The sequence below is a fragment of the Streptomyces alanosinicus genome (assembly GCF_014650595.1).
Taxonomy (GTDB): Bacteria; Actinomycetota; Actinomycetes; order Streptomycetales; family Streptomycetaceae; genus Streptomyces; species Streptomyces alanosinicus.
Window position 1 is genome coordinate 100155 of the sequence record NZ_BMVG01000017.1, and the last position, 22592, is coordinate 122746.

Annotated in this window: 17 protein-coding genes and 1 pseudogene; 8 read left to right on the top strand and 10 right to left on the bottom strand. The window is 74.7% G+C overall.

What is annotated here, in order from left to right; all coding sequences use genetic code 11:
• Window positions 1-171: 171 nt before the first annotated feature.
• The 3 genes from IE277_RS28660 to IE277_RS28670 are packed head-to-tail and all read left to right on the top strand — an operon-like array spanning window position 172 to window position 4357.
• Window positions 172-1602 carry an FGGY family carbohydrate kinase gene (locus IE277_RS28660; RefSeq protein WP_189956607.1) on the top strand — a complete coding sequence of 477 codons (1431 nt, stop codon included), beginning with the start codon at window positions 172-174 and terminating at the stop codon, window positions 1600-1602.
• A complete protein-coding gene (locus tag IE277_RS28665) occupies window positions 1599-3074 on the top strand; it encodes an FAD-dependent oxidoreductase (RefSeq protein WP_189956608.1) in 1476 nt (491 codons plus the stop codon). The genes IE277_RS28660 and IE277_RS28665 overlap by 4 nt, the downstream gene beginning before the upstream one ends.
• Complete coding sequence (locus IE277_RS28670) at window positions 3071-4357, top strand: NAD(P)/FAD-dependent oxidoreductase (RefSeq protein WP_189956609.1); 1287 nt, start codon at window positions 3071-3073, stop codon at window positions 4355-4357. Before IE277_RS28665 ends, IE277_RS28670 begins: the two co-directional genes overlap by 4 nt.
• 24 nt (window positions 4358-4381) lie before the next feature.
• On the opposite strand, the gene IE277_RS28675 is transcribed toward IE277_RS28670, so the two are convergent.
• From IE277_RS28675 to IE277_RS28700, 6 genes are read right to left on the bottom strand one after another with little or no spacing between them, the layout of a single operon-like run.
• Window positions 4382-5293 (bottom strand): NAD-dependent epimerase/dehydratase family protein, encoded by a 912-nt coding sequence (locus IE277_RS28675; protein ID WP_189956610.1) that lies wholly within the window; start codon window positions 5291-5293, stop codon window positions 4382-4384.
• Window positions 5290-6426: a cytochrome P450 gene (locus IE277_RS28680; RefSeq protein WP_189956611.1), complete on the bottom strand. Its 1137-nt coding sequence runs from the start codon at window positions 6424-6426 to the stop codon at window positions 5290-5292. Before IE277_RS28680 ends, IE277_RS28675 begins: the two co-directional genes overlap by 4 nt.
• Window positions 6423-7196 (bottom strand): glycosyltransferase family 2 protein, encoded by a 774-nt coding sequence (locus IE277_RS28685; protein WP_189956612.1) that lies wholly within the window; start codon window positions 7194-7196, stop codon window positions 6423-6425. The genes IE277_RS28680 and IE277_RS28685 overlap by 4 nt, the downstream gene beginning before the upstream one ends.
• A complete protein-coding gene (locus IE277_RS28690) occupies window positions 7193-8671 on the bottom strand; it encodes a class I adenylate-forming enzyme family protein (RefSeq protein ID WP_189956613.1) in 1479 nt (492 codons plus the stop codon). Before IE277_RS28690 ends, IE277_RS28685 begins: the two co-directional genes overlap by 4 nt.
• Complete coding sequence (locus IE277_RS28695) at window positions 8671-9411, bottom strand: glycosyltransferase family A protein (RefSeq protein ID WP_229882022.1); 741 nt, start codon at window positions 9409-9411, stop codon at window positions 8671-8673. Before IE277_RS28695 ends, IE277_RS28690 begins: the two co-directional genes overlap by 1 nt.
• Window positions 9408-10436, bottom strand: coding sequence for a 3-oxoacyl-ACP synthase III family protein (locus IE277_RS28700; RefSeq protein ID WP_189956614.1), 1029 nt, complete (start codon window positions 10434-10436; stop codon window positions 9408-9410). Before IE277_RS28700 ends, IE277_RS28695 begins: the two co-directional genes overlap by 4 nt.
• 156 nt (window positions 10437-10592) lie before the next feature.
• Here IE277_RS28700 and IE277_RS28705 point away from each other — a divergent pair, with 156 nt between their 5' ends.
• Window positions 10593-11066, top strand: coding sequence for a hypothetical protein (locus tag IE277_RS28705; RefSeq protein WP_189956615.1), 474 nt, complete (start codon window positions 10593-10595; stop codon window positions 11064-11066).
• Window positions 11067-11124: 58 nt separating this feature from the next.
• On the opposite strand, the gene IE277_RS28710 is transcribed toward IE277_RS28705, so the two are convergent.
• The gene (locus tag IE277_RS28710) at window positions 11125-11889 is read right to left on the bottom strand and encodes a crotonase/enoyl-CoA hydratase family protein (RefSeq protein ID WP_189956616.1); all 765 of its coding nucleotides are present in this window, start codon (window positions 11887-11889) and stop codon (window positions 11125-11127) included.
• Between the two features lie 40 nt (window positions 11890-11929).
• Window positions 11930-12904 carry a lysylphosphatidylglycerol synthase transmembrane domain-containing protein gene (locus tag IE277_RS28715; protein WP_229882023.1) on the bottom strand — a complete coding sequence of 325 codons (975 nt, stop codon included), beginning with the start codon at window positions 12902-12904 and terminating at the stop codon, window positions 11930-11932.
• A 183-nt stretch (window positions 12905-13087) separates the two neighbouring features.
• Here IE277_RS28715 and IE277_RS28720 point away from each other — a divergent pair, with 183 nt between their 5' ends.
• From IE277_RS28720 to IE277_RS28735, 4 genes and pseudogenes are all read left to right on the top strand, one after another.
• The gene (locus tag IE277_RS28720) at window positions 13088-14965 is read left to right on the top strand and encodes an ABC transporter ATP-binding protein (protein ID WP_189956662.1); all 1878 of its coding nucleotides are present in this window, start codon (window positions 13088-13090) and stop codon (window positions 14963-14965) included.
• 257 nt (window positions 14966-15222) lie between these two features.
• Window positions 15223-16098 (top strand): annotated as a pseudogene (locus IE277_RS28725) (chitinase); the annotation flags it as partial.
• Between the two features lie 25 nt (window positions 16099-16123).
• Window positions 16124-18328 carry an RICIN domain-containing protein gene (locus IE277_RS28730; RefSeq protein WP_189956619.1) on the top strand — a complete coding sequence of 735 codons (2205 nt, stop codon included), beginning with the start codon at window positions 16124-16126 and terminating at the stop codon, window positions 18326-18328.
• A gap of 137 nt (window positions 18329-18465) precedes the next feature.
• Window positions 18466-20841, top strand: coding sequence for a glycoside hydrolase family 65 protein (locus tag IE277_RS28735; protein WP_189956663.1), 2376 nt, complete (start codon window positions 18466-18468; stop codon window positions 20839-20841).
• Between the two features lie 13 nt (window positions 20842-20854).
• On the opposite strand, the gene IE277_RS28740 is transcribed toward IE277_RS28735, so the two are convergent.
• Together IE277_RS28740 and IE277_RS28745 are read right to left on the bottom strand one after the other, a co-directional pair.
• On the bottom strand, window positions 20855-21388 hold the full coding sequence (locus IE277_RS28740; protein WP_189956620.1) for a hypothetical protein: 534 nt from the start codon (window positions 21386-21388) through the stop codon (window positions 20855-20857).
• The gene (locus IE277_RS28745; protein WP_189956621.1) at window positions 21385-22557 is read right to left on the bottom strand and encodes a hypothetical protein; all 1173 of its coding nucleotides are present in this window, start codon (window positions 22555-22557) and stop codon (window positions 21385-21387) included. Before IE277_RS28745 ends, IE277_RS28740 begins: the two co-directional genes overlap by 4 nt.
• Window positions 22558-22592 lie beyond the last annotated feature (35 nt).

A 22592-nucleotide genomic window follows, 5' to 3' on the forward strand; every position in this document is an offset into this window, starting at 1 on the left:
GCGCCGTGCCATCGTTGTCAACTCGCCCCTCTATGCAGGTAAGTTGAATATCGGGAGGTGCTTGACGCGGGGCGCGGCACGGCGGCAGGCTGACGCGGTGATCTTCGGTGCGGAGCGGACCCTCGGGGCGGAGCGGGTGACGGCGTTCGGTCCGGAGCGGGTGACGGCGCGATGACCGGGCCGGTTCTCGCCGTCGACCAGGGCACGTCCGGCACCAAGGCCCTCGTGGTCTGCCCGGAACGCGGTGTCCTCGGCTCCGGTTTCGCCGAGGTCCGGCCCCGCCATCTGCCCGGCGGGCGGGTCGAGGTGGATCCGGCCGAGCTGTACGACTCCGTGGTCGACGCCGGCCGGCAGGCGCTCGCCGCGGCCGGTACCGATGTCGTCGCCCTGGGCCTGGCCAACCAGGGTGAGACCGTCCTCGCCTGGGACCCGGCCGACGGCCGCCCGCTCACCGAGGCCCTGGTGTGGCAGGACCGGCGCGCAGAGACCGTGTGTACCGAACTCGCCGTACACGCAGATGAGTTGCGGCAGCTGACCGGGCTGCCCCTCGACCCGTACTTCGCCGCGCCCAAGATGGCCTGGATCCGCCGCCACCGCACCCGCGAGGGCGTCGTCACCACCTCCGACGCCTGGCTGGTCCACCGCCTCACCGGCGCCTGCGCCACCGACGCCGCCACGGCCGGCCGCACCCAGCTCCTGGACCTGGACCGCGCCGAGTGGTCCCCGAGGGCGCTGGAGGTGTACGGCCTGGCGGACGAACGGCTGCCCCGGGTGACCGACAACGCCCAGCACATCGGCACCACCACCGCGTTCGGCCGCGAGATCCCGCTCACCGGTCTGGCCGTCGACCAGCAGGCCGCCCTGCTCGCCCAGCGCATCACCGCGCCCGGCGCCGCCAAGTGCACCTACGGCACCGGCGCGTTCCTGCTCGCGCACACCGGCGACCGCCCCCGGCGCGGCACCTCCGGGCTGGTCGCCTGCGTGGCCTGGCGGCTGGCCGGCGTGACCGGCTACTGCCTGGACGGGCAGGTCTACACCGCCGCCTCCGCCGTCCGCTGGCTCACCGACCTCGGGGTCATCTCCGGCGCCGCCGACCTCGACCCCGTCGGCGGTGCCGTCCCCGACAGCGGCGGCGTCACCTTCGTACCCGCCCTCGCCGGACTCGCCGCCCCCTGGTGGCGCGGCGAGGTCCGCGGCTCGCTCACCGGACTCGGCCTCGACACCGGACCCGGCCACCTGGTGCGTGCCCTGTGCGAAGGGATCGCCGCCCAGGTCGCCGAACTCGCCGACGCGGCCGCCGCCGACCTCGGCGCCCCGCTGGACACGCTGCGCGTCGACGGCGGTCTGACCCGCTCGGCGCTGCTCCTGCAGACCCAGGCCGACCTGCTGCAACGCCCCGTCGAGGTGTCTGCCCTGCCCGAGGCGACCGCACTCGGCGCGGCCGCCCTCGCCCGCCTCGGCGCGGACCCTGCGCTGGGCGTGGAACAGGTCCTGCCCGACCGGAAGCCCGCCGCCGTGTACGAACCGCGCATCACCGCCGACCAGGCCGCCGAACGCCGTGCCCGCTTCCGCGCCGCCGTCACGGCCCTGCTCGGCTCATGACCGGCAACGCGAGGGGCCATGCGACCGGCAACGCGAACGGCACCGGCACGGGCTCCGGCACCGTCACCGCGGAAGGCCCGCTGCCCCCACGGACGTACGACGTCGTGATCGTCGGCGCCGGCGTCGTCGGCTGCGCCCTGGCCCGTGAACTGGCCCGGCACCCCCTCCTGAGCGTCGCCCTGGTCGAGGCCCAGGACGATGTCGGCCAGGGCACCTCCAAGGCCAACACCGCCATCCTGCACACCGGTTTCGACGCGGCACCCGGCACCCTGGAGGCCCGCCTGGTCCGCGAGGGCTACGCACGCCTCGGCGCCTACGCGGCCGAGTCCGGCATCCCCGTCGAACGCGTCGGCGCCCTGCTGGTCGCCTGGGACGAGGAGCAACGGGCCGCCCTGCCCCGGCTGGCCGAGAAGGCCGAGCGCAACAGCTACCACGAGAGCCGGCTGCTGGGCCCCGCCGAGCTGTACGCCCGCGAACCCCACCTCGGTCCCGGCGCGCTCGGCGCCCTGCACGTGCCCGGTGAGAGCATCATCTGCCCCTGGACGACGACCCTGGCGTACGCCACCCAGGCCGTCCGCGCCGGAGCGGACCTGCATCTCAACACGGCCGTGCGAGAGGTGGGACGGGACGGCGGGCACCGGCTGACCACCTCGCGCGGCACGCTGCGCGCCCGCCACCTGGTCAACGCGGCCGGACTGCACGCCGACACCGTCGACCGGCTGCTCGGCCACGACGACTTCACCGTCACCCCGCGCCGCGGCCAGCTCCTCGTCTACGACACCTTCGCCCGCCCGCTCGTCCGGCACATCCTGCTGCCCGTCCCGACCGCGCTCGGCAAGGGCGTCCTGGTCGCCCCCACCGTCTACGGCAATGTGCTGCTCGGGCCCACCGCGGAGGACCTCGACGACAAACAGGCCACCGGCGCCACGGCCGACGGCCTCGCCGGACTGCGCGACAAGGGCCGCCGTATCCTGCCCGCCCTGCTCGACGAGGAGGTCACCGCCGTCTACGCCGGGCTGCGCGCGGCCACCGGGCAGGAGGACTACCGGATCGCCGCCCACCCCGGGCAGGCGTACATCGCCGTCGGCGGCATCCGCTCCACCGGTCTGACCGCCTCGATGGCCATCGCCGCCCATGTCACCGGCCTGCTGGCGAGCACCGGGCTCGACCTCGGCCCGGTGCGCGAGCCGGACCCGGTGACCCTGCCCAACCTCGGCGAGGCCTTCCCACGTCCCTACCAGCGGCCCGAACTCATCGCCGCCGACCCCGAGTACGGCACCCTCGTCTGCCACTGCGAGCGCGTCTCCCGCGGTGAGATCCGTGACGCCCTCGCCGCGACGATCCCGCCCCGCACCCTGGAGGGCCTGCGCCGCCGCACCCGGGCCCGCGCGGGCCGCTGCCAGGGCTTCTTCTGCGGGGCGGCCGTGCGGGAGCTGTTCGAGACGGCGCACGGCGAGGGGCCCCGGACATGACGGCCGAGCACAGCACACCGGGCCCGGCGGGCCGGCCCGTCCGCCGGGTCGATGTGCTGGTCGTCGGCGCGGGGCCCGCCGGCCTGGTCGCCGCCGCCCGGCTGGCCGCCTCGGGAGCCGGCCGGGTCGAGGTGCTGGAGCGCGAGCAGGAGGCCGGGGGAGTGCCCCGGCACTGTGCCCACGGCGGCTTCGGCAGCCGCGCCCACCCGCGGACCGGCCCCGTGTACGCCCGTCTGCTGGCCGAGGCCGCGGGCCGGGCCGGCGCGTCGGTCCGCACCGGGGTGACGGCACTGGACTGGACGGCGGGCGGAACCGGGGTGCGGGCGGACCCGGCCGTCGACGCCGTCGGCCCGGCCGGGCCCGAGACGATCGCGGCGCGGGCCGTCCTCCTGGCCACCGGCGCCCGTGAACGCCCGCGCACCGCGCGGCTGGTGCCCGGCACCCGGCCCGCGGGTGTTTACACCACCGGTGAACTCCAGCAGGCCGTCCACCTGTTCGGGCAGCACATCGGCACCCGAGCCGTCGTCGTCGGCGCCGAGGACGTCTCCTACGCGGCGGCCGACACCGTGCGCGCGGCCGGGGCCGAGGTCGTCGCCCTGGTCACCGAGCACCCCCGCGCGCAGACCGGCGGGATCCGGGCCGGCGCCGCCCGGCTGGGGCACGGCATCCCGCTGCTGACGGACACCACGGTCGCCGAACTGCTCGGCCGGGGCCGCCTGTCCGGGGTCCGCGTCCGCCACCGCGACGGCCGTACGGCGGTCCTGGCCTGCGACACCGTCGTGTTCACCGGAGATTTCGTCCCCGACCACGAACTGGCCCGGCGTGGCGGCCTCCTCCTGGACCCCGGCACCCGCGGCCCCGCCGTCGACGGCTTCCTGCACACCTCGCGGCCCGGGGTCTTCGCCGCCGGGAACCTCCTGCACGCCGTCGAACCCGCCGCCACCGCGGCCCGCGAAGGCGCCACGGCGGCCACGGCCGTCCTCGGCTTCCTCGCCGGGAGCACCGGCTGGCCCGCACCCGGGATCCCGCTCACGGTCGAGGCCCCGCTGCGCTGGATCGCCCCGAACCGCATCACCCCGGCCGGCCCGCCGGCCCCGTACGTCCTGCGCACCGGCGCCCCCTTGACCCGCCCGGTCCTCCGGGTCCGGCAGGACGGCCGGCTGCTGCACCGTGAGCGGCCGGCCCCGTGGACCGTGCCGCCGGGCCGCACCCTGACCCTGTCGGCGCGCTGGACGGGGCAGGTGGATCCGGCGGGCGGCGAGGTGCGGGTGAGCGCGGGCTGACCGGACCGGCCCCGCGATGCGGGGTCACCCGGCCGGCGGGTCCGCCGCGTAGTCCCGGAGGCCGCGCCCGCCGGTCCACCCCCGCGCCCCGGCCTTGGACACGTCCAGGACGACGGAGTGGGCCAGTTGATCGACCGCGTAACGGGTGAGGTACGGCTCGGCGTGCGGACGCAGCCGGGCCACCGTCTGGGCGGCGCTCGCCGCGGTGCGGGCGACCGCCGCGGGAAGGTGCCGGATCCGGGCTCGTACACCGTGGGCCCGCAGGACCGCGTCGATGGCCCGGTCCCGGTCGTAGGGCTCGGGGTCGGCGATGTTGTAGGCGCCCGGCGGCCAGCCGGCGGCGGCGAGGCACGCCTCGGTGAGGTTCTCCACGGCCGTCAGGCTCAGCTCGACGCTCGGCCCCGGCAGCATGAGCAGGCCACCGCGCACCCGGGACAACAGCCGGGGCACCAGATGCGGATCCCCGCTGCCGTAGACCGCCCGGGGGCGCAGCACCACGGCACCGGCGGCGAGCGCCAGCGCCTCACCTGCGGCCTTGGTGCGGCCGTACGCGTTCAACTGGCCGTGGACCGGGTGGTCCTCGGTGATCCGGCCCCGGCCGGGACCGGGCGCGTACACGCTGGCGCTGCTCACCCACACCACCGGCCGGCCGGCGGCCGCCCGCAGCAGCCGCGCCGTGCCCTCGACGTTGACCGCGCGCATCGCGGCTTCGGCGGCGGAGCCGGGCACCGGGTCGCCGACCGCCGCCGCGCAGTGCACCACGATGTCGGCGCCGGCGAGATCCGGCAGCTCGCGGGCGGCGTCCCACGGCACATGCCGGCCGACCGGGCCGGGGCGGCGCCCGACACACAGCACCCGGGCGCCCCCGGCGGCGGCCGCGGCCGCGACATGCGACCCGCAGAAGCCGCTCGCCCCGGTGACGGCGATCGTGGTCATCGGCCCTCCCGAGGACTGCTGGTGGCGCGGACGGTGAGGGTATGCCAGCCGGGCAGCGCCGCGGTCCGGTCGGCGCGGGCGCGTACGACGGCCGGCCGGTGGACGGCGAGGGCGGCGAGTGTGTCGTCGAGCTGGGCGCGGGCCAGTCGCGCGCCGGGGCAGGCGTGGGCACCGGCGCCGAAGACGAGCCGGGCCACGGCGGGCGGCGCGGGGCGGTGGGCGTCCGGGGGATCGGCGTGGGCGCGGGCGGCATGCCGGGCCACCAGGATCAGGCGGTCCCCGGCCCGTACCGGGCAGCCGTCCAGCACGGCGTCGGCCGCCGCCGCGCGCGGCAGCAGCGGGGACGGGGCGATCACCCGCAGCAGTTCGTCCACCAGGGCCGGGCGCAGCCGGTCGTCGGCCGCCTGGTCCCACAGCGCCGCGTCGGCACACCAGGCGGCGGCCCGCGGGAGGGCCGCCACGGTGGTGTTGACGGCGGCGACCGCCAGCATCGCCCGCAGGGCCGATGCGCCGGCCTCACCCGGCGGATCCTGGGTGAGCAGGGCCGTGAGGCGTGCCGTCGCCGCGGCCGCGGCCGGGCCGGCCCCGGGCGGCCGGGGACCCGGCAGATGGTCGCGTACGGCGGCGGCCGCGGCCTCTCCGGCCGCCTCGGCGACACTCTCGGGATCCCCGCCCGCACCGAGCAGCGCGCAGACGGTGGCCCCGGCCAGTTCGCGTGCCAGCGGCACCAGATCGACGGTTCGCCCCGCGGCGAGCGGGGCCAGTCGGCGGTCCAGCACCTCGCGCCACACCGGCCGCAGCCGCTCCACCCCGGCCGCGCCGAGCCCTTCGGCCACCGAGCGGCGGGCGACGCGATGACCGGTGCCCTCCTGGTCGAACAGCGCCCCGCCGGCGGACAGTTCCCGCGCGGCGGCCCCGGTGGTGCCGGCCCCGGCGCGGTCCAGGGGAACACGGGTGAGGGCATGGCGGTACGCGTCGCCGCCGTGCACCAGCACCGTTCCCCCGAGCCGGGTCACGGACCGGCGCCGGGCGAGGGCGAGCAGGGTGAACAGCAGGGGGTGGGAGCGGGTGTACACACGCCGGTCGCGGCGGCGGGCCGCCCGGACGCCGGACGGGACGGACGAGCCGGTCATCGTACGTGCACCTGCGCCGCGTCGGCGGGCCGGTAGCGGCGGTCCCAGCACCACAGCAGGGTCCGGCGCGCACCCCACGCCCGCAGCCGGCGCAGGCTGGAGTGCACCACCATCTGCTCGGCCCGCGCGATCCGGTCGCTGTGCTCGCGCGCCCGGTTGAGGAACACCACGTCCTCGGGCGGCCCCTGGAGCGGCACCCGCGGTGTGCCCCCGCAGCGCAGGTACAGGGCGGCCGTGACGGCGAGGTTGTGCCCGTGGCACAGCACGTAGGGCGTGCGGTAGCGCGGGTGGCGGTGGGCCCTGCGGTACCGGCCGTACAGCGCGGTCGCGCGGGTCACCGCCGGCAGCAGCCGCCGCTCGACGAGCGAGGGGTGCTCGTCCCGGCGAGGCACGCTGCGGCCGCAGGCCAGCTCCGTTCCGCGCCCCAACTCCGCGCGCACGGCCGCGATCCAGTCGCCGGCGGGCAGACAGTCGGCGTCCGTCCGGGCGAGCAGCGCGGCGCCCTGCCCGATGGCGTACCGGAATCCGGTGTCGGCGGCGGCCCCGGCGCCCGGCTCGTCCTCGCGGACCAGGTGGACGGCGAAGGGCACGGCGCGGGCGAAGCGGCGCACGACGGCCGCGGTGGCGTCCGTGGAGGCGTTGTCGACGACGACCAGGGCGAAGCCGGTGTCGGTCTGGGCGGCGAGCGCGGCGAGCGTGGCCCCGATGCCGGCCTCCTCGTTGAAGGCCGGCACCACGACCCACAGCGGCGCCCGGTGCGGCGCGTTCACCTCCGTCCCCCAGCCCCGAGCCGGGCGGCGGCCAGGCGTGCGGTGGCGGCGCGATCCGGCTTGCGGGAGCGCCCGGACAGCGGAATGTCGGCCAGCAGCAGCGCATCCGGCCGCGCGGCCCCCATCCGCCGCAGCGGACCGCTCAGCGAGGCCCGCAGCGCCTCGGGATCGGCGCCCCGGCCCGGCTGCACGACGGCGACCAGACGCTCGTCGCCGTCGCCGGCCGGCACCCCGACCAGCAGGGCCAGTTCCACGCCGGGCACATGCAGGGCGGGCTCGTACAGCCCCGGGTAGATGTTCTCGGCGTCCCTGAGCACCATGTCCTTCAGCCGGCCCCGCAGCACGATCCGGCCGCCGTCGAGCCGCGCCCGGTCGCCGGTGGCGACCCACGGGTCCGGTGCCTCGCCCAGATAGCGGTCGCGCGCGGCCGGACCGGACAGCAGCAGCTCACCGCGGGCGTCCGTGGTGGCCGTCACTCCCGGCAGCGCAGCGCCCACCAGGTCGCCGTCGCCGGTGAAGGCGGCCTTGTCGGCCTGTTCCACCGCGGCGGCGGGGAACAGCTCGGTCAGCGCGTACACCCCCCAGGCCTCCTCGGCCCCCGCCCGCTTGACCCGGGTGAGCAGCTCGGCGCTCGCCGGGGCCGACCCCGTCCACACCGTCCCGGTGAACCGGGCCCGCGCGGCGAGCGCCGCGCGTAGCTGAGGGGGCGTCAGATAGGTGGCCTGTGGGGCCAGCCGGCGCAGTTGCCGGGACAGCACGCGCGGTGCGCGGGCGGGCAGCGCGACCGGCGCGCCGCCCGCCAGGGACGGCACGAGGACGAAGAACGTCCCGCCGAGTACCGGCCGCCCGGCCTCCACCCGGACCAGACCGGCCACCGTCGCCATCCCGGCGGCGAGCGAGGAACGGGTGTGCACCACCGCGCGGGGACGTGCGGTGGTACCCGAGGTGAAGACGATGACCGCGTCGCCGTCCTCGTCCACCGGACGCGGCAAGGCCACCGAGCGGACACCCGCGTCCACGGCCGGGGCGCAGCCGGGCAGCCTGGGCCCGACCGTGACCACCGGCCCCAGCTCCGCGAGGTCCGGCAGGGCCAGTCCGGCCCGGCGGGCGAGCGGGCGGGCCCACCCGGCGGCCGCCTGGGCGGTGGCGTCGGCGAGGACGGTATCCGGCCGGGCGAGGGCGAGCCGGGCGCGCAGCACGTCCGGTCCCGCGCCCGGGTCGAGCACCGCGGCCCGCGCACCGAGCCGGTGCACGGCGAGCAGCACGGCCAGCGCGCGGGGTCCGGGCCGTACGGCGACGCCGACGGTGGCACCGCGGGCGATGCCGCGCGCGTGCAGGGCGGCGGTGTAGCGGTCGGCCAGATCGGCCAGGTCCGCGCAGGTGGCCTTGACGCGTACGGCCCCGGTGCGGGTGGTGCCGAGGACGGCGGGCCGGCCGGGGTGTGCGCGAAGGGCGTGGGTGAGGGTGTCGAGCATCAGCGCGGATCCTCCCCGTGCCGGCCCGGGCCCCGGTCGAGATACCAGCGGGCGGTTCCGGCCAGCCCATAGGCGCGCAGCCGCCGGGAGGAGTTCTCCACGACCATGGCCCGCTCGTGCACGATGGCCGTGGTGCGGCGCCGGACCCGGTTCAGGAAGACACGGTCGGTGGGTGAGGGGCGGCGCGGCATGCCGCCGACGGCTTCGTACAGGGCGGCCGTGATGGCCATGTTGTTGCCGGCGTGCATCCGGTACGGGGCGAGATAGCCGTGCCGGCGCCGGTGGGCGGGCCGTACCCGGCCGAAGAACGCGGCGGCATGGACCAGGGCGCGGAAGCCGGCCCGCCCGAGCGGTCCGTGCTCGTCGCGCCGCGCCTCGATACGGCCGCACACCAGGCCCGCGCCGTGCCGCAGCGCGTCCCGGGCGGCCGCCGTCCAGCCGGGACCGGGCAGGCAGTCGGCGTCGGTACGGGCCAGCAGCGTCGCGCCCCGGCCGATGGCGTACCGGAAGCCGGTGTCCACCGCACAGCCCACGCCCTTCTCGGGCTCGCTCAGGACGTGCACCGGGAACGGCGCCCAGCGGGCGAACTCGTAGGCGATCGCCGCCGTGCCGTCGGTCGAGGCGTTGTCCACGACGACGAGTGTGAAGCCGCGGTCGCGCTGGGCCGCGAGCGCGTCCAGCGTGGCGCCGATCCGTCCGGCCTCCTGGTGCGCGGGCACCACCACCCACAGGGCGCTCACGCCTTCTCCCAGACCATCGTCATCATGCTCACGCCACCGCCCAGGCCCACGAACAGCACCCGCTCGCCGGGCCGCAGCCGGTCATGGACGAGGTCGAGCTGCACCCCCAGGGTGGCGCTGGCCATGTTGCCCAGTTCGGGGACCGTGACGACGAGCCGGTCCCGGGGAATGCCGGTCAGCTCCACGAACCGCTCCAGGTACGGCACGGTCACCTGGTGCACCAGGATGTGCCGGAAGTCGGCCCAGTCCAGCCCGGTGCGCTGCCGCGTCCGGTCCAGCACACAGGTGCCGATCTTCTCGAACACCTCGCGCAACTCGGTCCCGTCGCCGCGGAAGTAGGTGTGCTCGTCGCCGCGCGGGTGCCGCGAACCGCCGCCGAAGATCCCGCCGACGGACCAGTGCTCCGAGTGCGTCTCGGTGTCCACGTCGAGGATGCCGCCCCGCTCCACCGGCGCCAGGACGACCGCGGCCCCCGCGTCGCCGAAGGTGTAGCCGGCGAAGCCGTCCCGGAACTGGCCGGGGTCGCGCGGGGCGTGCCGCACCGAGCGGCTCGGGGTCTCCCCGGTGACCACCAGAGCCCGGCGGGCCCGGCCGGCCAGGATCATCGCCCGCGCCGTGTCGATGCCGTTGACGAAGCTGTTGCACGCGTTCGTCACGTCCAGCGCGTGCGCCCGGGAGCCCAGTTCGGCCTGGACGACATGGGCGGTCGCCGGTTCGACCATGTCCCGGGTGGCGGAGGCGAAGACCAGCAGGTCCACGTCGGCCGGGGCGATCCGGGCCCGGCTCAGCGCGGTGCGTGCCGCCCGCACCGCGAGCGTCGAGGCGTACTCGCCCTCCGCCACGGCACGGCGTGCCGCGATCCCGGTGACCCGCTGGAGCATCCGCGGCGGCAACGACAGCCCGGACGCCGCGGTGATCCGCCGCTGCAGGTGCTGGGACGTGACCTCGCGCTCCGGCAGGCAGGACGCCACCGCCGTGATACCGACCCGGAGCCCCGGACCTCGAACAGCATGGTCTGTGTACATGCCGGGGACGCTACGATCCGCACACACCACCTGCCTGAGCACGCGTACTCAACCGGCCTGGGTACACAGCCGTTGTCCGATTCGCGCTCACCCCGGCAAACGAGCCCGGCACGGGCGGCAGGCGGAACTGTCGTACCCGGGCGATAGCTTGCCGCCATGGCAGACATCTACGAACTCTCCCTGGCGCTGCACCTGCGCGAGCAACTCGCGGACGAAGAACTCGCCGAGCTCCGCTGGCATCTCGGGCTGGGCCCCCGACCGAAGACGCTCCGCATCGTGTCCTCCTTCCCGGTCGTCGTGGAGGATGAACACGGCGAGCCCGTCATCGTGGACGACCCGGTGCCGCTCCTGGGCGAACAGGGCGAGGCGTGGAAGGTGGACGGAGCGCTCGTCTCGGTGCTGGTGCGGTGCGGCGACGCCCGTCACGGCGCCTGGGCGCTGACCGTCAGGCAGGAGATCCACCCCGACGCGTTCGACCCCACCGGTGAGCTGCTCGCTTGGCTGGCCGGGAAAGCGGACGACCGGCACCGGGTCCGCGCCGACACGGTCCAGCTGGGCTGGACCAGATTCCACGAGTCGGACCGGTTCGAGCCTCTGGTGGTGCGGGACGGCGAGGTGGAGTGGCCCTGAGGGCTGGTCCCCGGCCGGGGGTCCGGCGGGCGGGAGAGCCGGCGGGCGGGGGACCGGTTCACAGGTCCGTGAAGGAGCCGTGTCGGCCGGCTCCGGTGGTGAAGCGGGCGGCTCCTTCCGCGCTCTGTGCCAACACCTGGACGCCGTGCCGGAGTTCACCGCGCAACGCCGAGTCCTCGTCCTGTCCCTCCTGGTCGAGGACGGATGCGCGGTCGCTGCGCAGACAGGCCTGCGGGAAGCGGGCGATGGCCGCCGCCAGGGCCTCGGCCTCGGTGCGGGCGCGGTCCGTCGGGACCACGCGGTTCACGAGTCCCATCTCCTGGGCCTCGCGGGCCGGGACCGGCCGGCCGGTGAGGATCATGTCCATGGCCCGGCTGGTGCCGATCAGCCGGGGCAGCCGTACCGTGCCCCCGTCGATCAGCGGCACGCCCCAGCGACGGCAGAACACCCCGAACACGGCGTCCTCCTCCGCGACCCGCAGATCGCACCACAGGGCGAGTTCGAGGCCGCCCGCGACCGCGTGCCCGGCGACGGCGGCGATCACCGGCTTCGACAGCCGCATCCGCGTCGGCCCCATCGGCCCGTCGCCGTCCCGCGCCACCCGGTTGCCGCGGTCCGTGCCGATCGCCTTCAGGTCCGCACCCGCGCAGAAGGTGCCGCCCTCACCCCACAGCACCGCCACCCGGGCGTCGTCGTCCGCCTCGAACTCCCGGAAGGCCGCGGCGAGTTCGGCCGCCGTCGGCCCGTCGACCGCGTTCCGGGCCGGCGGGCGCGAGAGGACGACGGTGGTGACGTACGCGTTGCGCTCCACGCGAACCGGCATGGGAGGCCCTCCTGGTCATGGTCCGGGAGGCCACTGTGCCTCAGATGACCTTGAACCGCACCAGTGCGCCCAGCGTCAACGCGCCCGGCACCAGCGGCACCCAGACCGTGATGATGCGGTAGGCCAGCACCACCGCCGTGGCGACCGCGGCCGGGCCGCCCACCGCGACCAGGGCCACGATCAGCGCCGCCTCCACCGAACCCAGACCGCCCGGCGTGGGCACCAGCGCCACCGCGACGGTCGCCGCGAGGTAGGCGAGCGCCATGTGGGTGACCGGGACCGGCAGCCGCAGCGCCTGGCCGACCGCGGCGAGACCGGCCGCCTGCAGCGCGGGAAAGGCCAGCGAGCCGCCCCACAGGGCCAGGGCGCGAGCCGGCCGGGTGTGCACCGAGCGCGCCTCGCCGAGGGCGTCCCGCACGAACGCGACCACCCGCCCGCGCAGCGGCCGTACCAGTGCCACGACGGCCACCGCCACCGCCAGCAGACCGGCCGCCCCCAGCAGCAGCGGGAGCGCCGAGCCGTCCGGCAGAAGGGGGCCGAGCCGCAGCGCGTCGGGGAAGGCGAGCAGCAGCGCGGCCAGCAGACCGAGCCGGCCCACGGACTCGGCCAGCAGATACAGGGCGAGCGCGGCCGAGGAGCGGGCGAGCGGGACCCCGCACACGGTCATGAAACGCAGGTTCACCGCGCCCGCGCCGAGGCCGGTGGGCAGCAGATGGTTGGCCGAGGCCGCCGCGAACTGGGTGGCCAGCAGCCGCGCCTTCGGCAGCGGCTGCACCACCGCACCCTGGCGGGTGACCGCGGCGGCCACCCAGGTCAGACAGGTGGCGCCGGCCGCCGCGAGCAGCCACGGCAAGGACGCGGTGCGCAGCTGGCCGAAGCCCTCGGCGAGCAGGGCACGGTTGCGTACGGCGACCACGGCGACGAGCGCGAGCGGCACCAGGCACAGCACCTGGCGGACGGGGACACGACGGGGGAGTCGTGCCCGGGGCCATGGGGGAGGCAGGGCGGCAGTCACATTGGCAGAGGTTTTCCGCGCCACCCCAACGGCGGATGGCGGACGCGGGGACGGCGGCTTACAGGCTGTGGTCATCGGGGTCCTCGGGTTGCGGGAGGCCGGTGCGGGGGAGATCGGAGCGGGTGAAATGAGACGGACATTGACCTCAACGAAGCTTGAGGTTCTACGTTCTCTTCCATGAGCATGGAGACCACCGCCTGGACACAGCTGCACAGCGTGATGAACGCCCAGGCCGAACGCCGCCCGTTCGCCCGCGCCACGCTGCGCCGTATCGCCGCCTTCGCCCGCCCGCACCGCTCGGGAATCATCCGGTTCGTCCTGTTCGGGGTGGTGACGGCACTGCTCGCCGTGGCCACCCCCGTGCTCGCCGGCCGCGTCGTCGACGCGATCGTGGCGGGGCACGACCCCGGCCGGGTCGTCCGGCTCTCCCTGCTCATCGCGCTCGTCGCCCTCGCGGAGGCGGGACTCGGCATCCTCGGCCGCCGGCTGTCGGCGACGCTCGGGGAGAGACTCATCCTCGACCTCAGAACGGCTGTGTTCGATCATGTGCAGCGCATGCCCGTCGCGTTCTTCACACGGACTCGTACGGGAGCGCTGGTCAGCCGTCTCAACAACGATGTGATCGGCGCCCAGCGAGCCTTCGCCAACACCCTGTCGGGCGTGGTGAGCAACCTGGTCACGCTGCTGCTCACGCTCGCCGTGATGCTCACGCTGTCCTGGCAGATCACCCTGCTCGCACTGGTCCTGCTGCCGGTGTTCGTGCTGCCCGCCCGCCGCATGGGCTCCCGGATGGCCCGGATGCAGCGGGAGGCGGCGGCGCTGAACGCGGCCATGGGCACCCGGATGACCGAGCGTTTCTCCGCCCCCGGCGCCACCCTCGTCAAGCTGTTCGGCCGGCCCGAGGAGGAGTCCGCGGAGTTCGCGGCGCGCGCCGCCCGGGTCCGGGACATCGGGGTGCGCACGGCGACCGCCCAGTCGGTGTTCATCACCTCCCTCACCCTGGTCTCCGCCCTCGCGCTGGCCCTCGTCTACGGCCTCGGCGGCTGGTTCGCGCTGCACCACACCCTGCAGGCGGGCGCGGTCGTCTCGCTCTCCCTGCTGCTGACCCGGATGTACGCCCCGCTCACCGCGCTCGCCGGCGCCCGGGTCGAGGTGATGAGCGCCCTCGTCAGCTTCGAGCGGGTCTTCGAGGTGCTGGACCTCAAGCCGCTCATCGAGGAGAAGCCGGACGCCCGCGAGGCCCCCGAGGGCCCGGTGGCCGTCGAGTTCGACGACGTCCGCTTCGCCTACCCGGCCGCCGACCAGGTCTCCCTCGCCTCCCTGGAGGAGGTCGCCGCCCTGGACACCCGTGGCGGCTCCGAGGTCCTGCACGGCATCTCCTTCCGCGCCGAACCCGGCCAGACCGTGGCCCTCGTCGGCTCCTCGGGCGCCGGCAAGTCCACCATCGCCCAGCTGCTGCCGCGCCTGTACGACGTCGACGCGGGTGCCGTCCGCATCGGCGGCGTCGACGTCCGCGAGCTGACCGCCGCCTCGCTGCGCGGCACCCTCGGCATGGTCACCCAGGACGGCCACCTCTTCCACGACACCGTCCGCGCCAACCTCCTCCTCGCCCGGCCCGGCGCCACGGAGGAGGAGCTGTGGGACGCGCTCGGCCGGGCCCGGCTGGCCGAGGTCGTACGGTCCCTGCCCGACGGTCTGGACACGGTCGTCGGCGAGCGCGGCTACCGGCTCTCCGGCGGCGAACGCCAGCGGATGACCATCGCCCGGCTGCTGCTGGCCCGCCAGCGCGTGGTCATCCTCGACGAGGCCACGGCCCACCTGGACAACACCTCCGAGGCGGCCGTCCAGGAGGCCCTCACCGAGGCCCTGGAGGGCCGTACCGCCGTCGTGATCGCCCACCGGCTCTCCACGGTCCGGGCCGCCGACCAGATCCTGGTCGTCGAGTCCGGCCGCATCGTGGAGCACGGCACGCACGAGCAGCTGCTCGCGGCCGGGGGACGGTACGCCGAGCTGTACCGCACCCAGTTCGCCGACCGGGACGACGAGACCGCGACGGCCTGAGGCCAGGGGTGGGCCGCCGCCAGGTCGCGGCCGCCCACCCTCTTGACGTCAGTGGTCCGGACCTTTAACTTCACGCCTTAAACAAAGACTCGGAATGTACTCGACACCCCACCGTCACGCCCGTGTCGGGCTGCTTGCGCACCCCCCACCCGAAAGGTCCGTCCCCTATGGCCAGACCGCTCCCCGCAGCCCTGCCCCTCGCCGTCCTGTCCCTCTCCGCCGGCCTGCTCACCGCCACCCCGGCCCAGGCCGCCACCGGCGCCACCCCGTCCGCACCGATGGCCGTGGCGCCGTACCTGTACAACGGCTGGGGCAGCCCGCCGGATCCCACCACCATCACCCGGGCCACGGGCGTGAAGTGGTTCACGCTCGCCTTCGTGCTCAGCAACGGCTCCTGCGATCCGCAGTGGGACGGCAGCCGCCCGCTGACCGGCGGCGTCGACCAGCAGACCGTGAACACCGTGCGGGCGAACGGCGGTGACATCATCCCGTCCTTCGGCGGATACAGCGGCAACAAGCTGGAGAGCTCCTGCGCCGGCGCGAGCGAGCTGGCGGGGGCCTACCAGAAGGTCATCGACGCCTACGGCCTCAAGGCCATCGACATCGACATCGAGGCCGACGCCTACAGTGACGCCGTCGTGCAGCAGCGGACCGTGGACGCGCTGAAGACCGTGAAGGCGAACAACCCCGGCCTGAAGGTCTGCATCACCATCGGCACCGGACAGTCCGGCCCCGACACCAGCCTGATCGACCGGGCCGCCTCGTCCGGGCTGACCGTGGACGCCTGGGCCATCATGCCCTTCGACTTCGGCGGCGCCGGACAGAACATGGGCAGCCTCACCACACAGGCCGCCGAGGGCCTCAAGAGCGCGCTGAAGTCGGCGTACGGCTACAGCGACGACCAAGCCTACCGGGACATGGGCATCTCGTCCATGAACGGCGTCACCGACAACAACGAGACGGTCACGGTCGACGACTTCCGGACCGTCCTCGCCTACGCCCGGCAACATCACCTCGCGCGGCTCACCTTCTGGTCCGCCAACCGCGACCGGCCGTGCACCGGCGGCCCCGCCGACAGCTGCTCCGGCGTCGCCCAGTCCGACTGGGACTACACCCGCGTCCTCGCCGGCTGAGCCCGGCCCGCAAAGGAGAACCCCCGTGCCTCGCCTTTCCCGCGGCCGCAGATCCGCGGTCGTCACCCTGGTCGGCGCAGCCGCCGCCGGCGTCCTCACCGCCGTGCCGACGCCCCTGCTCAGGGCCGCGCCCGCACACGCCGCCGGCGCCCTGCCCACCGGCAACGCGACCGTCATCGACGCCGCGAGCGGCAAGTGCCTCGACGCCAAGGCCGCCGCCACGGCCAACGGCACCGTCGTGCAGCAGTACGCGTGCAACGGCACCACCGCCCAGCAGTGGCGCTTCACCGACGCCGGCGACGGCTATGTCCACATCGACAACGCCGACGACACCGGTCAGGCCGTCGATGTCACCGACGTGTCCACGGCCGACAACGCGCCGGTCCAGCTGTGGAGTTACGGCGGCGGAGCGGGCCAGCAGTGGCACCCCGTGGACGACGGCGGCGGCGCCTTCCACTTCGTCGGCAAGAACAGCGGCAAGTGCCTGGACGACCCCGGCGCGTCCCTCGCCGACAGCACGCGGCTCGTGCAGTACACATGCAACGGCACCGCCGCCCAGCGCTTCCAGGTGGTCCCTGTGACCCAGTCCACGAGCGACCCCGACCTCGGCCCGAACGTCGTCGTCTTCGACCCGTCGATGTCGTCCGCGGCCATCCAGGGCAAGCTGGACGCGATCTTCAAGCAGCAGGAGACCAACCAGTTCGGCGCCCAGCGCTACGCCGTCCTGTTCAAGCCTGGCGCCTACAGCGCGGACGTCAACGTCGGCTTCTACACCCAGGTGCTCGGCCTCGGACTGACCCCGGACGCGGTCGCGGTCAACGGTGCCGTGCACGCCGAGGCCGACTGGTTCCAGGGCAACGCCACCCAGAACTTCTGGCGCGGCGCCGAGAACCTCTCCGTCAACCCGGCGGGCGGCGGCGACCGCTGGGCGGTCTCACAGGCCGCGCCGTACCGGCGGATGCATCTGCGGGGCAACCTCGCCCTGGACGACGGCGGCTGGTCCAGCGGTGGCTATCTCGCCGACAGCAGGATCGACGGGCAGGTGAACTCCGGCAGTCAGCAGCAGTGGATGACCCGCAACTCCCAGCTGGGCAGCTGGACCGGGTCCAACTGGAACATGGTGTTCACCGGCAGCCAGGGCGTGCCCGCCACCCGCTTCCCCAACCCGCCGTACACCACGGTCGCCCAGAGCCCGGTCACCCGCGAGAAGCCGTTCCTGTACGTCGACGGCTCCGGGAACTACCAGGTGTTCGTGCCGTCCGCCCGCTCCGACACCACGGGCACCAGCTGGGGGAGCGGCAGCGCGGCCGGCAGCTCCCTGCCGCTGAGCCGGTTCTACGTGGTCAAGCCCGGCGCCACCGCCGACCAGATCGACGCGGCCCTCGCGGCAGGACAGAACCTGCTGGTCACACCCGGTGTCTACCACCTCGACCAGACCCTGAAGGTGACCCGCCCCGACACGGTCGTGCTCGGCCTCGGGCTCGCCACCCTCGTCCCCGACAACGGCATCACCGCGATGACCGTCGCCGACGTCGACGGCGTCGACATCGCGGGCCTGCTCTTCGACGCCGGCACCACCAGCTCGAAGACCCTCGTCGAGGTCGGGCCGGCCGGCTCCACCGCCTCCCACGCGGCCGACCCGACCTCCCTGCACGACGTCTACTTCCGTATCGGCGGCGCGGGCGTCGGCAAGGCGGCCACCAGCCTCGTCGTCAACAGCGACAACGTCATCGGCGACCACATGTGGCTCTGGCGCGCCGACCACGGCAGCGGGGTGGGCTGGACCAGCAACACCGCCGACACCGGACTCGTCGTGAACGGCGCCGACGTCACGATGTACGGCCTGTTCGTGGAGCACTTCCAGAAGGACCAGGTGATCTGGAACGGCAACGGCGGCCGCACCTACTTCTTCCAGAACGAGATGCCCTACGACCCGCCGAACCAGTCGGCCTGGACGAACGGCTCCACCAAGGGCTACGCCGCCTACAAGGTCGCCGCCCCGGTCACCAGCCACCAGGCGTACGGCCTCGGCAGCTACTGCTACTTCAACACCGACCCGAGCGTGACCGCCGACCACGCCATCGAGGCGCCGGACCACCCGAACGTCACCTTCACCAGCATGGTCACCGTCTCCCTGGGCGGCACCGGCACCATCCGTCACATCATCAACAACACCGGAGGCCCGTCGAACTCCTCGACCAACGTGGCGGACCTGGTCCGCTATCCCTGAGGCACCCTGGTACCGGTCCCCGTCACCTGTATGGCCCCATCGATGTCACCCGCCGCCGGCCCCCGTCGCACAATCGGCCCATGGAGCCGCACACCGGCACGGCCCACAGGGACGGGGACCGGCCCACCGTGACGGGAATGGGGCCGACCTGGGAGTACGACGGCTACCGGCCGGAGGAGGAGCGCCTGAGGGAGTCGCTGTGCACGCTGGGCAACGGTTACTTCGCCACCCGCGGGGCGCTGCCCGAGTGCACCGCCGACGACATCCACTACCCGGGCACCTACGCGGCCGGCTGCTACGACCGGCTCACCTCCGAGGTCGCCGGCCGCCGGGTCGAGAACGAGGACATGGTCAACCTGCCCAACTGGCTGCCGCTGCGCTTCCGCCCGGCGGGCGGCGCCTGGCTCACCCCGGACAGCGCACCCGTCACCGAGCACCACCAGGTCCTCCACCTCGCCCCCGGCGTGCTGGAGCGCCGTACCGGCTACGGCCTGCCCGACGGCGGCACCCTCCAGGTCCGCCAGCTGCGCCTCGTCCACATGGCCGACCCGCATCTCGCCGCGCTGCGCACGGAGTTCACCGTCGAGGGCGGGGCGGCCGACGGGATCGAACTGGAGGTGGAGGCCGCGCTCGACGGACGCGTCACCAACTCCGCGGTGGCCCGCTACCGGGACCTGGACGGCCGCCACCTCACCCAGGTGCGGACCGGCACCGCCGAGCCCGGCACGGTCTGGCTGCGCTGCCACACCCGAACCTCCCGCATCGAATGCGCCCTCGCCGCCCGGCTGACGGCCGACGCGCCCGTGACGGCCGTGTACGAACAGGAGCGGGCCGTCCAGCACCTGCGGCTGCGCCCGGGATCCGGCCGTCCCGTCACCGTCGACAAGACCGTCGCCCTGTACACCTCGCACGACCCCGCCATCGGCGACCCGCTGGAGGCGGCGGTCGACCACGTCGGCTCCGCCCAGGACGTCGACACCCTGCTGGAGACGCATGCCGTCGCCTGGGAGCAGCTGTGGCGGCGCACCGTGCTGGAGGTCCCCGGCGAGGCGGGCAGCATCCTGCGCCTGCATCTGTTCCATGTGCTGCAGACCCTCTCCCCGCACACCGCCGACCTCGACGTCGGCGTCCCGGCGCGCGGCCTGCACGGCGAGGCCTACCGCGGCCATGTCTTCTGGGACGAACTCTTCGTCCTGCCCTACCTCAATCTGCACCTCCCCGAGGTCTCCCGCGCCCTGCTCCACTACCGGCACCGCCGGCTGGACGTCGCCTGCCAGTCGGCCCGCGAACTGGGCCGGCGCGGCGCCCTCTACCCCTGGCAGAGCGGCAGCGACGGCCGCGAGGAGACCCCGCAGCTCCATCTCAACCCCCGCTCCGGGCGCTGGCTGCCGGACCGCTCCCGGCTCCAGCACCATGTCGGCTCGGCCGTGGCCTACAACATCTGGCAGTACTGCGAGGCGACCGGCGACATCGACTTCCTGCACGGCGAGGGCGCCGAGATGCTGCTGCACATCGCCCGCTTCTGGGCCGACTCGGCCCACTACGACGCCCACCTCGGCCGGCACCGCATCCGGGGCGTGGTCGGCCCCGACGAGTACCACGACGCCTACCCCGGCGCCGCCGAACCGGGCCTGGACGACAACGCGTACACGAATGTCACCGCCGCCTGGGTGCTCGCCCGCACCCTGGACCTGCTCGGCGCCCTGCCCGAGCCGCGCCGCCGTGAACTCACCGAGAGCGCCGGCCTGGAGGAGGACGAGCCCGCCCGCTGGGAGGAGGTCTCCCGCACCCTCCATGTGCCCTTCCACGACGGGGTGATCAGCCAGTTCGAGGGCTATGGCGACCTCGCCGAGCTGGACTGGCACGGCTATCGCAAGCGGTACGACGACATCCGGCGCCTGGACCGGATCCTGGAGGCGGAGGGCGACACCGTCAACCGGTACAAGGCCTCCAAACAGGCGGACGTGCTGATGCTCGGCTACCTCTTCTCGGCGTCCGAACTCCGCTCCCTCTTCCACCGGCTGGGCGCTCGTCTCGACGAGCCGACCTGGAGCGCCACCGTCGACCACTATCTGCAGCGCACCAGCCACGGCTCCACCCTCAGCGGCCTGGTCCACGGCTGGGTCCTCGCCCGCGCCCGCCGCGCCGACGCCTGGGACTTCGTCCAGGAGGCGCTGCGCGGTGACATCGCCGACCTGCAGGGCGGCACCACCGGCGAGGGCATCCACCTCGGCGCCATGGCCGGCACCCTCGACCTCGTCCAGCGCGGACTGACCGGCCTGGAGACCCGCGGCGGCGCCCTGTGCCTCGACCCGGTCCCGCTGCCCGAACTCTCCTCCTACGGCTTCTCCATCCGCTACCACGGCCACTGGGGCGTCCATCTGCGCCTGCGCAGCGGCCTGCTGGAGATCGCCGTGCCGTCCTCCGACCGCGGACTCATCGACGTCTGCCTGCGCGACCGGGTGGTCCCGGTGGGGCCGGGCGAGACGGCCCGGCTCGCGGTACCCCAGTGAGCGGATCCGGCGCTCAGCCGTCGTCCGAGGAGTGACAGCCCTTCGGGAACGAGGTGTTGCCGTCGGGCGCGGCGAGGAAGAACACGTCGATCCTGACCTTGCCGGACGGCCCGCCCTTCCAGTAGCCCCGCTTGGGGGCGTGCCGGAAGCGGGAGAACCCGTCGGTGATCATCGAATTGACCTTGTCGGCGGCGTCCTGTCCCGGACCCGGATCCGGCGCCGTACCGAACGAGAGCACGAAACCCGCCGTACGGTCCGCCACCCCGGCCCCGCGCAGCTGCGCGCCGAACTGCTGCCGCACGGAACCGGCGCTGCCTGTCCGCACGGTGAAGCTGCACGGCTTGAGCACCAGTCCGCGCTCGGCCGGCTGGGTGCTCGGCGGCGGGCTGGACGGTGTGCTCGGCTTGTGCGACGCACCCGTGCGCTGCTCGCGCGGCAGCGAGCCGAGGGCGATCACGAGCAGCAGCAGAAGCAGATCGGCGAAGAGCCACCCGGCGAGCAGCACGGTGCGCCCTGCGGCAGCCCGCTCCCGCGGCCGTCCCCTCATGGCCGGCCCCGGTACGGCGGCGGGTCGGCGTTGTCCAGCCCGCCGCGCGGCAGATGCGCGGCGCGGTCGTCGAGACGGTCCACGAGCTGCCAGATGCCCCGGGTGGAGTCGACCAGGTTCTCCGCCCGCTCGGTGAAGACCAGCAGCGTCTCGCCGAGACTGCGGGCGAGGTCACGCACCGAGGCGACCGCGAGATCGTGCCGGTGGATCTCCTGCCCGGTCGTCTCCTGGGCACGCCGCAGATCGGCGACGAGCGTCTCGATGGCCGCGCGCAGCTTCGCCTCGTCCTCGGCGGTCTGCTCCCGCAGCCGGATCAGGTCCTGGGCCAGCTGGTTGGGCGGGGTGAGCCCGCGGATCAGCCGGGTCAGCTCGTCGACCGTCTTCGTCCAGCCGTCCAGGGCGCTCTGGATCCGGCTGCCGGGTCCGGTCTCCAGGGAGGCCGTGATCTCCTGGGCGGTCCGGTGCAACGCCGACGCCAGGATCTCCGTACCGGCGTTGAGCTGGGAGGCGAGCTTCTCCGCGCTCCGGCTGTCCAGCGGTTTGCCGGCCGGCCGTGCGGGCGTGGCCAGCAGGAACGTCGCCAGGGCCAGCTCCGTCGCCAGCTGCCCGCGCTCCTGCTCGCGGGAGAGCCGCCGCTCCTGGCTGCGGTGCAGGGCGTGCAGCGCCAGGGTCAGCACCACGACGACCACGATGAGCAGCGTGACATGGAGCGCGGAGGTGCCGAGGGTCACGGTGGTCGGCTCGGGCGGGCTGCCCTGCGGGAAGCCGCGGGCCCAGCCGAGCAGGAAGGGGTCCGTGCTGCGGGTGGCGTCGTAGGCGTCCAGGGCGCCGCGCAGCCGCCACCAGGTGAGCGCGATGGGCGCGAAGACCAGGACGTCGCGGGCGACGCCCAGCCAGCCCTCCAGGGAGCCGCGGCCTTTCGCGGGCGCGTCCGGGAGCAGGACCTCGGGCGGGTAGGCGGCGACCAGATCGGTGCCGGCGAGGGTGGCGCCGCCCCGTTCCAGGTCGGCCACGACGCGATCGAGGACCCGGGTGTCGGAGCCGTCGGCGCGGGCCCGGTCGGCGAGGGCGCGGATCCGGCCGGCTATGCGGTCGAGTTCCGGGTCGGTTCCGGTGCGCTGCGCGGGGACCGACCCGGGGGGCGGCGGTGACTCTTCAATCGATGTCATACGGCGTCATTCGTGTCGTCCGGCGGGCTGCGGAT

Bases quoted from the DNA above. Each gene is read 5' to 3' on its own strand.
- IE277_RS28660 (WP_189956607.1), top strand. From the start codon at position 172: ATGACCGGGCCGGTTCTCGCCGTCGACCAGGGCACGTCCGGCACCAAG.
- IE277_RS28665 (WP_189956608.1), top strand. From the start codon at position 1,599: ATGACCGGCAACGCGAGGGGCCATGCGACCGGCAACGCGAACGGCACC.
- IE277_RS28670 (WP_189956609.1), top strand. From the start codon at position 3,071: ATGACGGCCGAGCACAGCACACCGGGCCCGGCGGGCCGGCCCGTCCGC.
- IE277_RS28675 (WP_189956610.1), bottom strand. From the start codon at position 5,293: ATGACCACGATCGCCGTCACCGGGGCGAGCGGCTTCTGCGGGTCGCAT.
- IE277_RS28680 (WP_189956611.1), bottom strand. From the start codon at position 6,426: ATGACCGGCTCGTCCGTCCCGTCCGGCGTCCGGGCGGCCCGCCGCCGC.
- IE277_RS28690 (WP_189956613.1), bottom strand. From the start codon at position 8,671: ATGCTCGACACCCTCACCCACGCCCTTCGCGCACACCCCGGCCGGCCC.
- IE277_RS28700 (WP_189956614.1), bottom strand. From the start codon at position 10,436: ATGTACACAGACCATGCTGTTCGAGGTCCGGGGCTCCGGGTCGGTATC.
- IE277_RS28705 (WP_189956615.1), top strand. From the start codon at position 10,593: ATGGCAGACATCTACGAACTCTCCCTGGCGCTGCACCTGCGCGAGCAA.
- IE277_RS28710 (WP_189956616.1), bottom strand. From the start codon at position 11,889: ATGCCGGTTCGCGTGGAGCGCAACGCGTACGTCACCACCGTCGTCCTC.
- IE277_RS28720 (WP_189956662.1), top strand. From the start codon at position 13,088: ATGGAGACCACCGCCTGGACACAGCTGCACAGCGTGATGAACGCCCAG.
- IE277_RS28735 (WP_189956663.1), top strand. From the start codon at position 18,466: ATGGGGCCGACCTGGGAGTACGACGGCTACCGGCCGGAGGAGGAGCGC.
- IE277_RS28740 (WP_189956620.1), bottom strand. From the start codon at position 21,388: ATGAGGGGACGGCCGCGGGAGCGGGCTGCCGCAGGGCGCACCGTGCTG.
- IE277_RS28745 (WP_189956621.1), bottom strand. From the start codon at position 22,557: ATGACATCGATTGAAGAGTCACCGCCGCCCCCCGGGTCGGTCCCCGCG.